Source organism: Paraburkholderia sp. FT54, from assembly GCF_031585635.1.
Classification (GTDB): domain Bacteria; phylum Pseudomonadota; class Gammaproteobacteria; order Burkholderiales; family Burkholderiaceae; genus Paraburkholderia.
Window position 1 is genome coordinate 163,954 of sequence record NZ_CP134195.1, and the last position, 12,709, is coordinate 176,662.

9 protein-coding genes and 1 riboswitch are annotated in these 12,709 nt (G+C 63.1%); of the genes, 7 read left to right on the forward strand and 2 right to left on the reverse strand.

Features of this window, described 5'->3' with window-relative positions; all coding sequences use genetic code 11:
* Window positions 1–2: 2 nt before the first annotated feature.
* A complete protein-coding gene (locus RI103_RS00745; protein WP_310813602.1) occupies window positions 3–1,688 on the reverse strand; it encodes an isovaleryl-CoA dehydrogenase in 1,686 nt (561 codons plus the stop codon).
* 308 nt (window positions 1,689–1,996) lie between these two features.
* On the opposite strand from RI103_RS00745, the gene RI103_RS00750 reads away from it, so the two are divergent.
* A complete protein-coding gene (locus RI103_RS00750; RefSeq protein WP_310813603.1) occupies window positions 1,997–3,655 on the forward strand; it encodes a GMC family oxidoreductase N-terminal domain-containing protein in 1,659 nt (552 codons plus the stop codon).
* A 172-nt stretch (window positions 3,656–3,827) separates the two neighbouring features.
* Complete coding sequence (locus RI103_RS00755) at window positions 3,828–5,597, forward strand: OmpA family protein (RefSeq protein ID WP_310813604.1); 1,770 nt, start codon at window positions 3,828–3,830, stop codon at window positions 5,595–5,597.
* A gap of 59 nt (window positions 5,598–5,656) precedes the next feature.
* On the opposite strand, the gene RI103_RS00760 is transcribed toward RI103_RS00755, so the two are convergent.
* Complete coding sequence (locus RI103_RS00760) at window positions 5,657–6,619, reverse strand: LysR substrate-binding domain-containing protein (RefSeq protein WP_310813605.1); 963 nt, start codon at window positions 6,617–6,619, stop codon at window positions 5,657–5,659.
* A 254-nt stretch (window positions 6,620–6,873) separates the two neighbouring features.
* On the opposite strand from RI103_RS00760, the gene RI103_RS00765 reads away from it, so the two are divergent.
* The 5 genes from RI103_RS00765 (at window position 6,874) to RI103_RS00785 (ending at window position 12,590) form a co-directional block, all read left to right on the forward strand.
* Complete coding sequence (locus RI103_RS00765; protein WP_310813606.1) at window positions 6,874–7,650, forward strand: glycosyltransferase family 2 protein; 777 nt, start codon at window positions 6,874–6,876, stop codon at window positions 7,648–7,650.
* Window positions 7,651–7,778: 128 nt separating this feature from the next.
* Window positions 7,779–7,913, forward strand: a riboswitch (S-adenosyl-L-homocysteine riboswitch).
* 33 nt (window positions 7,914–7,946) lie between these two features.
* Window positions 7,947–9,368 (forward strand): adenosylhomocysteinase, encoded by a 1,422-nt coding sequence (gene ahcY / locus RI103_RS00770; RefSeq protein ID WP_310813607.1) that lies wholly within the window; start codon window positions 7,947–7,949, stop codon window positions 9,366–9,368.
* 131 nt (window positions 9,369–9,499) lie between these two features.
* A complete protein-coding gene (locus RI103_RS00775; RefSeq protein WP_013340808.1) occupies window positions 9,500–9,853 on the forward strand; it encodes a phage holin family protein in 354 nt (117 codons plus the stop codon).
* An 11-nt stretch (window positions 9,854–9,864) separates the two neighbouring features.
* Window positions 9,865–10,695, forward strand: a complete 831-nt coding sequence (gene metF, locus RI103_RS00780) for a methylenetetrahydrofolate reductase [NAD(P)H] (RefSeq protein ID WP_310813608.1) — start codon at window positions 9,865–9,867, stop codon at window positions 10,693–10,695.
* A 251-nt stretch (window positions 10,696–10,946) separates the two neighbouring features.
* Window positions 10,947–12,590, forward strand: a complete 1,644-nt coding sequence (locus RI103_RS00785) for an ABC transporter substrate-binding protein (protein ID WP_310813609.1) — start codon at window positions 10,947–10,949, stop codon at window positions 12,588–12,590.
* Window positions 12,591–12,709 lie beyond the last annotated feature (119 nt).

Here is a 12,709-nt window from a genome sequence, read left to right on the forward strand (position 1 = left end):
CGTCAGCCCGGAAAAGCCCGTTCGACGATCGCCGCGTGATCGAACGTGGCCGGCAGTGTGCCGTACACGCGACCGCTCTCGCCGCAACCGTCGGCAAGACGCGTGGCAATGAACGCCTCGGCGACTTCGCCAGGCGCGTGCTTGAGCAGCAACGTGGCCTGCGCGATCAGCACGACCTGTTGCGCGATCCGCCGCGCCGAGGCTTCGCGATGCCCAGCCGGCCCGTTGAGCGTGGCGACGAGCCTCGCGAGCGCGGCGTTCAAGGCCGGATGCGCCTGGGCGTCCGCCTGCCACGCGGCGAACAACGCCTGCGCGGCTTCCGGCTCGCGCTCCAGCGCGCGCAGCACGTCGAGACACATCACGTTGCCGGAACCTTCCCAGATCGAATTCACCGGCGCCTCGCGATAGAAGCGCGCCATCGGACCGGTTTCGACGTAGCCGTTGCCGCCCCAGACTTCCATCGCCTCGCCGGTGAATTCGAGCGCGCGCTTGCAGACCCAGTACTTCGCCGCGGGCGTGACGACGCGACGCCACGCGCGCTCGGCAAGCGAGGTGGACGCGGCGTCGGTGGACTCTTCGAAAGCGCGCGCGAGACGCATGAACAGCACCGTCGCCGCTTCCGATTCCAGCGCCAGATCGGCGAGCACGTTGCGCATCAACGGCTGATCGGCGAGATGCCGGCCGAAAGCGCTGCGATGACGCGCATGGTGGATGGCCTGGACGAGCGCCGCGCGCATCAGGGCCGCGCTGCCAATCACGCAATCGAGCCGCGTGTAGTTCGCCATTTCGATGATGGTCGGCACGCCGCGTCCTTCGTCGCCGATCATGATGCCGAACGCGTCGAGAAATTCGACTTCGCTGCTCGCGTTCGAGCGATTGCCGAGCTTGTCTTTCAGGCGCTGGATCTGCACGTTGTTTTTGCGGCCATCCGGCGCGAAGCGCGGCACGAAGAAGCACGAGAGACCTTCGTGTTCGTCGGTGCGACCGAGCACGAGATGGGCATCGCACTGCGGCGCGGAGAAAAACCACTTGTGGCCGACGAGCCGATAGGCGGCGCCGCGGCCGTTACCGGCGGTGGAGTAGGCGCGGGTCTGATTGCTGCGCACGTCCGAGCCGCCTTGTTTTTCGGTCATGCCCATGCCGATCATCGCGGAGGTTTTCCGCTTGAGCGGCACATCGCGCGAATCGTGCTCGCGCGCGTAGAGCTTGTCGCGCAACGTGGCGAATAGCGCGGGTTCGCGTTGCAATACCGGGATACTCGCGAAGGTCATCGTCAGCGGGCAGAGCGAACCGGATTCGATTTGCGCATGCAGGAAGTAACCGGCGCAGCGCGCCACCATCGCGCCGCGTTGGGGATCGGAAAACGGCAGCGCGTGCAGACCTTCCCGGCGCAGGAGCGCGAGCAGCGTGTGCCACGAAGGATGAAACTCCAGCGCGTCGATACGCTCGCCGCGCGGACTGTGGGTCAATAATTCGGGCGCATGGCGATTTGCCAGTTCGGCGAGCGCCAATGTCTCGGGCGTGGTGAGCGCCGCGCCATGCCGCAGCAACGCGCCGCGATGCCACGCGGCGCCGTCGCGTTCGAGGGCGGCGGACAACGCGGCGTCGCTGGAAAACAGGTTGTAGTCCGCCAGCGGCGGAACCTGATTGGTCACCTCGTGGGTCTGGCCGAAGCTGTGCCGTTCCATCTGCTGTCTCCGTTCAGCGCATGCTCGCCGCTGTCGATCGACGGTGCGCTGTTTAGTTGCCGCGCGTCGTGCCGCGCGCTGCGAGGAAGGCGCATGCGGCGCCGTGTTCGAATGCCGTGCGCGGCCGCCCGGCCGGCGCAAACGCGTCTTCCATCATAGGGTCGCGGCGCCACTTCCGTTTAGAGGAATCGCTCTGGCGCGGGCCTGCCGCGGCGTCTGAACGCTCCCTACAATGCCGGTAAAACACACGTAGACAAGTGTGCACGGAAGAGGGTTCGCGAGCAACGCGAGTCCATCAGGAGGAGCGGATGCGATACGACTACATCATCGTCGGTGCAGGCTCGGGCGGTTGCGCGCTGGCGAGCCGCCTCGCGGATAGCTGTCCGGACGCGACGATCGCCCTGATCGAAGCGGGCCCGCACACGGACCGTAATCTGTTCGTCAACATGCCGGTCGGCGTGGCCGCCGTGGTGCCCCACAAACTCAAAACCAACTACGGTTATCTGACCACGCCGCAGCCTGGGCTCGCCGGACGGCAAGGGTATCAGCCGCGCGGGCGCGGCTTCGGCGGATCGAGTGCGATCAACGCGATGATCTATACGCGCGGCCACCCGCTCGATTACGACGAGTGGGCGGAACTGGGTTGCGAAGGCTGGTCATGGGCGGATGTGCTGCCGTATTTCCGCCGCGCCGAAGGCAACCAGCGCGGCGCCGACGCATGGCATGGCGACAGCGGTCCGCTGACCGTCTCCGATCTGCGCTATCAGAATCCGTTTTCGCTGCGTTTCGTGCAGGCGGCGATGGAAGCCGGCTACAAGCCGAATAGCGACTTCAACGGCGCGGATCAGGAAGGGATCGGCTTCTATCAGGTGACGCAGCGCGATGGACGCCGCTGCAGTGCGGCGCGCGCCTATATTTACGACCGCGAGCGCCCCAACCTGCACACGATCGCCGACGCGACGGTGTTGCGTGTCGCCTTCAACGGCAAGCGCGCGAGCGGTGTGGAGATCGTGCGCGGCGGCCGCGCCGAAACGCTTGAAGCGCGCGCCGAGGTGGTGCTTGCCGCCGGTGCATTCAATTCGCCGCAGCTGCTGATGTGCTCGGGCATCGGACCGGCGGCGCACCTGAAGTCGCTCGGCATCTCCGTGCTGCACGACGCGCCGGAAGTCGGCCAGAACCTGATCGACCACATCGATTTCACGATCAACAAGCGGGTTTCGTCGATCGAGCCGACTGGGTTTTCGATTCGCGGCATCGCGCGGATGCTCCCGCAGCTCGTCACGTTCATGCGTCACGGACGCGGCATGCTGTCGAGCAATGTCGCCGAGGCGGGCGGTTTTCTGAAGAGCAATCCGAGACTCGACAGGCCGGATTTGCAATTGCATTTCTGCGCGGCCATCGTCGACGATCACAACCGCCATATGCATTGGGGCCACGGTTATTCGCTGCACGTGTGCGTATTGCGGCCGCATAGTCGCGGGACCGTGACGCTGGCAAGCGCCGATGCGCGCATCGCGCCGGTGATCGACCCGCGCTTTTTCAGCGACTCGCGCGATCTCGATCTGCTGGTGGAAGGCGCGCGGATGGCGCGGCGCATTCTCGATGCGCCCTCGCTCGCATTGCATGGCGGCAGCGAGTTGTACACGCATCCCGGCCAGTCGGACGCGGAATTGCGCCGCACGATCGCCGGGCATGCCGACACGATCTATCACCCAGTGGCGACCTGCCGGATGGGCGGCGACGCGCGCTCGGTGGTCGATCCGCAATTGCGGGTGCGAGGCGTGACGGGGCTGCGGATCGTCGATGCCTCGGTGATGCCGACGCTGATCGGCGGCAACACCAATTCGCCGACAGTGATGATCGGGGAACGCGCGGCCGAGCTGATCGCGGCGGCCCGTCGCGAGTTGCAAGCTGACCTGAAGCTGGCGCCAGCGAGCGGAGTTGGCGTGACGACGAATGCCGCCTGAGCTTTAGGCGATATTTCAGATTTGCCAGCTAAATATGAGACAAATTGGGTGAACGTCCGGCAATTCGTCATAAATTGTGCCGCTTCTTTTATGAGACTTCCCGAAACCTATAATCGCGCCGCAAAAAGGAGTGCGTCAGGTGGCGCGTTCGGGAACTCAAGGAAGCGAAGCGATGAGCATCAATGCAATTCAATTGATTCAGTCCGCCATCACGGACGGTGTCGTGCGACAGCTGGCGGGGCGCTTCGGCCTGCCACCGGACGCGACTCAAAAGGTACTGGCTGTCACGGCTCCGGCGCTCGTCGCCGGCTTGATGCAAAAGGGCGCGACGCTCGATGGCGCGCGTTCCCTGTTCACTACGATCCTCGCGCCGGAGGTGAATGGCCATATCGCCGAACAACTGCCGCATCTGATCGGCAGCACGAACGGTGTGAGTCAGCTGGAAATCGGCGGGCGGCAGTTGCTCGAGCGCGCGCTGGACCGCCGCGTCGACGCGCTGAGCGACGAAGTCGCCGCGCAAACCGGTGTGCCGGCCCATGCCACGCATGCCATGACGGGCATTGTCGGTGCGATCCTGCTCGGCGTGCTGAAGCGGCATTGTCTCGAAGGTCAGGGCAACGCCGGTCAGTTGCCGACGCTGCTGGGCCATCAACTGCCGCTCGTTGCGCCCTATCTGAACGACCGCCTGATGGCCGCGCTCGGCCTGAGCGGGCTCGGCGCGTTTTCCAGCAATATTCTGGCGCAGCTGAAGGCCGTGTCGGCGCATATCGATCATCCGACGCCCGCGGCCAAGCCGGTGGCCGAAGCGCTGCCGAACATCCACGTGCCCGCGGACGCTGTGGTGCGCGAAGAGCGCTGCTCGCGCGGTTGGCTCTGGTGGTTGCTCGCGGCCATCGCCATCGCGGCGTTGCTGGCCTTTCTGTTTCTGAAGGGCTGCATGGGCGAGCAGAACGCTGACCGTGCCGCCGGGCACGTCAGTTCCGATGCGGCAGTTGCCACGCCGCCTGCGTCGGCGCCGGTCCAGGCTTCTGCAGCCGTAGTCGCGGCCAGCGATGCGGCAGCGTCCGCGCCCACGGCCAGCGCCGCAGCGTCCGCCAGTGCGCCGAGTGGCGCAAGCGCCGCGCAGCAACCGGCCGCCACACCCGCACCGACCAAAGACAGCCAGCTCAGCTTTACCGTCGACGCCGCCGGTAAGCCGACGCTCACGGCCACGGTCGGCAGCGAAGCCGAAAAAGCGCAATTGCTCGACGAACTGACGAAGCGCCTCGGCCAATACAACTTCGTCCCGAACATATCCGTCGATCCTGCCACCAGGCCGGCCGACTGGCTGGCCCACCTCGACGGCCTGCTGCCGCTGATGTCGCTGCCGGGCGCGGAAGTGAAAGTCGACGGCACGCATATCGAACTCAGCGGCACCGCAGCGGATAAGAAGCTCGGCTGGCTCGACAAGCTGAAATCGCTGTTCGGCACGTCGTATCAGATCGGTTCGTTCGACGTCGCGCATGCAGTCGCCGATGCCACCGAGAACTTCCGTAGCGCGATCAAGAGCCTGCTCGCGCCGGACAGCTCATGCGCAGCAGCGGACGTGGTCAAGGTTCTGAACCTACAAGTGATCAACTTCGCGAGTGCAAGCGCGCGAGTGCCGGCTTCGGCGGTGGAAGATCTGAACCAGTCGGCGCGCGTGCTGAACGCCTGCGCAGGCAATGGCAAGACGGCACGACTGGAAGTGGCGGGCTATTCGGACAATCTCGGCGGCGAACGAGCCAATCTGCAATTGTCGAAGCAGCGGGCCGAAGCGGTGCGCGCCTACCTCGTCAAGACGGGCGTGCCGGCTGATTCGCTGATCGCACAAGGCTACGGCCAGGTGCGTCCGGTCGCGAGCAACGACACGGCGAGCGGTCGCTTCGCCAACCGCCGCATCGAGTTTGTCGCACAGCCGTAACTGCGGGCTGGAATAAGCGTGCGAGACATGCCGCCCGGTTCGCGCCGGGCGGCATTGTGTCATTTGGCGGGCGGTGCCGGAAACGGCGTCGTGATGCCGGTCATGCCGATGCCCGGCCCGAGCATGAAATCATCGCCGGCCTGGCCGGGCAGCGCCTCGCGCGCGACCTCGAGCCACGCGCGCGCGGCGTGCGACAGGTAACCATTGCGGCGCCAGCCGATCGCCATTTCCCACGGAATCTCCGGTTCCACCACCGGCCGGCAGGTGAAGCGCGCCGGGTCGAGCCGCCGGCAGTACGGCGCCGGCAACAGCGCGATGCCGACACCGGCCAGCACCAGCGCCGCCATGAAATCCCAATGCCCGCTGCGCCCGACGATGGTCGGCGCAAAGCCGGCCGTACGGCACGCGGTCAGCACGACATCATTGAGAGCGAGACTTTCGCCGTAGAACACGAACGGCTCGTTGGCGAGTTGCGCGAGCGGCACCTCGTGCAGATCGTCCCAACGCGAGCCAGTGCGCGCGACGAGCCATAGCAGCTGACGCGTCACGGGCAGCACGTCGATATTTTCCGGGTCCACCGGTTGCAACACGCCGCCCAGCTCCAGCTCGCCGTTGATCAGCGCCGTCTCGATGGCGCGCGAACCTTGCTCGAACAGTTTCAACTCGATTTTCGGATAGCGCTGGCGAAACGCGGCGATGGCCGGCGTGAAGAGTGAGCCGCCCATGGGCGGAATGCCGATGGTGAGTTCGCCGTGGCCGAGTGTGCCGAGATCGTTCAGTTCTGCCTGCAACTGCGCGTGCGCCGCCAGCACGTCCTGGCCGCGCTGGTAGACGATCCGGCCGGCATCGGTCAGCACCATCTGACGTCCGTCGCGCAGCAACAGCGGGGAGCCGATTTCGTCCTCCAACGACTTCACCATTTTGCTGATGGTCGGCTGCGTAACGAACATCTGCTCGGCGGCGACGGTGAAACTCTGCTGACGCACCACTTCGACGAAATACCGCAGTGCACGTAGTTCCACGATCTCAGGCTCCAGAATTCCAAAATGGAATGGTTTGAATGATTGTAAGTCATGGTATTTATGTTGACGGCGCAACTTAGGGGATGGCGCTGACCGTCGGAGTTATGGCGGGCACCGTGGTCGCGGCCGCCGTGTCCGATGCCGGGCTGATTGCCGATCCGAAGGTGCTTCACCGATTTCAAGATGGGCTCGACCGTAAGCGGAATAACATTGCCGGATCTCCACCGTCGATCCGCCCAACGCGCCCGTTCATCATGACGCCCATCTCGATCATCATTCCCTGCTACAACGGCGCGGCGACGCTCGCTCGTGCTTTGCAAAGTTGCCGGATGCAACCTGAGGCTGCGCAGATTATCGTGGTGGACGACGGCTCGACGGATGCCTCCGCGGACATCGTGGCCCAATGCGGCCGCTTCGACGCGCGCGTGGGTCTTCTGCGGATGCCGTACAACGGCGGCGCGGCGCGAGCGCGCAACTGGGGGGCGATGCATGCGTCGCACGATCTGATCGCCTTCCTCGACGCCGACGACGAGTATCTGCCCGGCGCCCTCGCCGCCGCGGGCGCTTTTCTCGCGCACAACCCGAAAGAAGTGTCCGTGCGGCTCGACGTCGAGTACACGGATTTTCCGCGGGAACTCACGGCTCACCCCGACTTCGCCGCGCACGCGGCAACGCTCAGCAATACGGTGCCGAGCAGTCTGATCATCCACCGTGCGGTTTACCTGGCGCTCGGCGGCTTTCCGATGGACGAAGCGTTTCGCCGCATCGGCGGAGAGGACGGCGCGTTTTCGTGGGCGTTGCGCGATATTTTTGGCAACCAGCGTCTGGACGACGTGAAGCGCGTGCGCATGCATTACCACGCGGGCATTCACGCCGAACGCTACTTCCGCATCGCGCTGGGCCTGCAAGTGCCCGATCCCACCGACACAGCCGATGCGTTTCGTTTCTCCCGGCAGTTCCTGGACACCGCGCGCTCGGGCATCGCGCAATTGCGCACGGCCAACCTGACGACCGGCGCTGCCGCGTCGTAGGCCGCGTGACGCCTGCGAGGCGTCCGTCGGCACGGCTGCGCGCGCACACAAAAACGCAAGAAAACACACGTCGCTCGAAAACCCGATCCACGCCCCGAAGCCATCTCGATTTGCTACAATCGCCGTTCGTCTTCGAGGAGCGTTGCGACGGGTACCGCGAATCAGCATTCGCCGGCCGCCCGCCAGGCTCGGAGACTTCAATCGGAGGGCTCGGATGCGCATTGCGCTTTCCTATCCACCGCATCGAACCGCGCTCACGTCAAATTTCTAGTCAATTTTTTAGAAAGGAGGGCGTGATGAACGCCGCAGTTATCGATTCCAAAAATTCCCAGGACTTCGTTGTTGCCGACATGTCGCTTGCCGACTGGGGCCGCAAGGAACTCAACATCGCCGAGACGGAAATGCCCGGTCTCGTGCAAACGCGCGAAGAGTACAAGGCGCAGCAGCCGCTGAAGGGCGCACGCATTGCCGGTTCGCTGCACATGACCATTCAGACCGGTGTGCTGATCGAGACGCTGACCGCGCTCGGCGCCGACGTGCGCTGGGCCTCGTGCAACATCTTCTCGACGCAGGATCACGCCGCCGCGGCGATCGCCAAGGCCGGCACGCCGGTGTTCGCATTCAAGGGCGAATCGCTCGACGAGTACTGGGAATTCTCGCACCGTATTTTCGAATGGCCGAACGGCGAATTCGCCAACATGATCCTCGACGACGGCGGCGACGCCACGTTGCTGCTGATCCTCGGCTCGAAAGCGGAAAAAGACCGCTCGGTGATCTCGAAGCCGACGAATGAAGAAGAAGTCGCGCTGTACAAGTCGATCGCTTCGCATCTCGACGCGGACCCGACGTGGTACTCCACGCGCCTCGCGCACATTCAGGGCGTGACGGAAGAAACCACGACCGGCGTGCACCGTCTGTATCAGATGGAAAAAGAAGGCCGCCTGCCGTTCCCGGCCATCAACGTCAACGACTCGGTCACCAAGTCGAAGTTCGACAACCTGTACGGCTGCCGTGAGTCGCTGGTCGACGGTATCAAGCGCGCGACCGACGTGATGATCGCGGGCAAGATCGCCGTGGTCGCCGGTTACGGCGACGTGGGCAAGGGCTGCGCGCAATCGCTGCGCGGTCTCGGCGCGACCGTGTGGGTCACCGAAATCGATCCGATCTGCGCGCTGCAGGCCGCGATGGAAGGCTACCGCGTCGTGACGATGGAATACGCGGCGGACAAGGCCGACATCTTCGTGACGGCGACCGGCAACTACCATGTGATCGGCCACGACCACATGAAGGCGATGCGTCACAACGCGATTGTCTGCAACATCGGTCACTTCGATTCGGAAATCGACGTGGCGTCGACCCGCCAGTACCAGTGGGACAACATCAAGCCGCAAGTCGACCACATCATTTTCCCGGACGGCAAGCGCGTCATTCTGCTGGCCGAAGGCCGTCTGGTGAATCTGGGTTGCGCGACGGGCCACCCGTCGTTCGTGATGTCGAACTCGTTCACGAACCAGACGCTCGCGCAGATCGAACTGTTCACGCAAGGCAAGAAGTACGAGAACAAGGTGTACGTGTTGCCGAAGCATCTGGACGAGAAGGTCGCACGCCTGCATCTGGCGCGTATCGGCGCGAACCTGACCGTGCTGTCGGATGCGCAGGCCGGCTACATCGGCGTCGACAAGAACGGTCCGTTCAAGCCGAACCACTACCGTTATTAAGCACGCCGCGAGCGGTTTGACAACATGATAGTTTGACGACAGGGCGGCGCATCATGCGCCGCTTTGTTCGCCATGCCGCCGCTTTTCGCGCTTTTTTCCCGCTAACGGACATCCTGCCAAAGGAGCTCTACATGACCGTGCTGCTGACCTGGCTGATCAACGCGCTTGCGCTCCTGATCATCACCTACCTCGTTCCGTCGATTCATATCCGCAGTTTCGGCACCGCATTGATCGTCGCGGTGGTGCTCGGGTTGATCAACACGATCCTGCGGCCGGTGCTGATCCTGCTGACGCTGCCCGTCACGATTCTCACGCTCGGACTCTTCATTCTGGTGGTCAATGCGCTGTGCTTCTGGCTGTGCGCGTCGCTGCTGAAGGGCTTCGAAGTGTCGGGTTTCTGGTCGGCGTTCTTCGGCTCGATTCTGTACAGCATCGTTTCGTGGCTGTTGTCCGCGCTTATTTTCGGCAACCGCAGTCTCGGTTGACCCACTGAATCATGAACCCGATCGAACTTTCATTCGAATTCTTCCCGCCGAAAACGCAGGAAGGCGTCGACAAGCTGCGCGCCACGCGCACCCAGCTCGCCACGCTCAAGCCCAAGTTCATGTCCGTCACGTTCGGCGCCGGCGGCTCGACGCAACAGGGCACGCTCGACACCGTCGTCGATATGGCGAAGGAAGGGCTCGAAGCGGCGCCGCACGTGTCGTGCATCGGCTCGTCGAAAGAGAGCCTGCGCGCCATCCTCAACGAATACCGCGCGCATGGCATTCGCCACATCGTCGCGCTGCGCGGTGATCTGCCCTCCGGCATGGGCGAGGTCGGCGAACTGCGCTACGCGTCGGAACTGGTGAGCTTCATCCGCGCCGAGTTCGACGACTGGTTCTGGATCGAGGTGGCCGGCTACCCGGAATACCATCCGCAGTCGCGCTCGCCGCAACACGATCTGGAAAACTTCGCCCGCAAGGTGAAGGCCGGCGCCAATTCGGCGATCACCCAGTACTTCTTCAACGCGGACGCGTATTTCCGTTTCGTCGACGACGCGCGCAAGCTCGGCGTGGACGTGCCAATCGTGCCGGGCATCATGCCGATCACGAACTTCTCGCAACTGATGCGCTTCTCGGAGATGTGCGGCGCTGAAGTGCCGCGCTGGATCGCGCGCCGGCTGGAAAGTTTCGGCGACGACCGCGAGTCGATTCGCGCGTTTGGGCTGGATGTGGTGACGAACCTGTGCGGGCGTCTCATCGACGCCAAAGTGCCGGGCCTGCACTTCTACACGCTAAATGGCGCCGCGGCGACCAAGGCGATCTGCGAACGGTTGGGCGTTTAAGGCCGAACCACGTCGTTGAGACGAAACCGCGCGGCTGATTCGGTCGCGCGGTTTTTTTTTCGCGCAACGAGTGGGCGCTGCGAATCGAGGAACGGCGATTCCGACGCACGAAATCGGCCGCACCCACTGTTGCGTCGCAACAAACACGCCAGTTCGAGTAAAGCTTGCGGCGCGTAAGCCCGGATTGAACCCGATTTTTGTGCTGTCTATGATCAAAGCGCAGCTGACGTGGCTGCTGCGCGGAGAACGTGATGACGGTACCCAAGTTGCTGTTTGCAGTTCGCCAAACCTGCCTTCCGGCGCTCGCCGCCTGTGCGGTCCTGAGCGCCGGGCTTTCGCCCGCTGTCGCCGACGCGGCAAAGCTGCCCGACAAGACCCTCGTGTTCTGCTCCGAGGGCAGTCCGGCGGGCTTCGACAGTGCGCAGTACACCACCAGCGTCGAGTTCAGCGCGGGATCGTACACGGTCTATAACCGCCTGATCGAGTTCGCGCACGGCAGCACGGATATCGAACCGGGCCTCGCCGAAAAGTGGGATGTCTCGCCTGACGGACTGACCTATACGTTTCATTTGCGCCACGGTGTGAAGTTCCAGACCACGTCCTTCTTCAAGCCGACACGGGAATTCAACGCCGACGACGTCGTTTTCACCTATCAGCGGATGCTTGATCCGGAGCAGCCGTTCCGCAAGGCGTACTCGGTGCCGTTTCCATATTTCACCGATCTGGGCCTTGCCAAGAACATCGCGAAGGTCGAAGCGGTCGATCCGTACACGGTCAAATTCACGCTGAAGGAAGTCGACGCGCCGTTTTTACAACAGATCGCAATGCCATTCGCGTCGATTCTCTCGGCTGAATACGGCGACCAGTTGTTGAAAGCGGGTAAAGCATCGGATATCAACCAATATCCCGTCGGCACCGGCCCATTCATTTTTCGCAGCTATACGAAAGACGACACGATTCGCTTCGACGGTAATCCCGACTACTGGAAGCCGGGTGTCGTCAAAGTCGGCAAGCTGATATTCGCGATTACCGTCGATCCGGCGGTGCGCTTGCAGAAATTGAAACGCGGCGAATGCCAGGTGATGGCGTATCCACGTCCCGCCGATATTCCGACGGTCAAAACCGATGCATCGCTCGTCATGCCGAACGAGGTGGGTTTCAACCTCGGCTATATCGCCTACAACACCACCAAGAAACCGCTCGACAATGTGCTGGTGCGCCGCGCGCTCGATATGTCGATCAATAAGAAAGCGATTATCGAGTCGGTGTATCAAGGCGCGGGCCAGGCGGCGACCAACCCCATGCCGCCGACGCAGTGGGGCTACGACAAGAATCTGAAGGACGCCCCATACGACACGGAAAAAGCCAAAGCGCTGCTGAAACAGGCGGGTTTTCCGGACGGCTTCGACCTGACGCTGTGGGCCATGCCAGTTCAACGGCCTTATAACCCGAATGCGCGGCTGATGGCGGAAATGCTGCAATCCGATTGGGCGAAGATCGGCGTCAAGGTGAAGATCGCCACGTTTGAATGGGGTGAATATATTCGCCGCGGCCATGCCGGCGAGCATGAAGCCATGCTGATCGGCTGGACCGGCGATTATGGCGATCCGGATAACTGGCTTGGGGTATTACTGGGTTGCGACGCAGTCAGCGGCAGTAACTTTTCCAAATGGTGCTACAAACCCTATGACGATCTGATCAAGAAGGGTCGTAGTACGACTGATCTGTCACAGCGCACCAGTGCCTATACTCAAGCCCAGGAGATTTTCAAGGATCAGGTTCCGTTCACGCCGATCGCCCATTCCACGGTCTATCAGCCGATCAGCAAGAATGTGACGGGCTTCAAGATCGACCCGTTCGGCCCGACGCAATTCATGAACGTCGGCCTGAAATAACGCCGGCAGGCCGCTTTTTTGCTGATTCGACCTCTGAAGCCGCACGTCCCGGCCTGCGCCGGCGTGCGGCCGCCCTTAGGCTCGAATGGTTTCCGATCGTTCGCGACATACGGAATTTC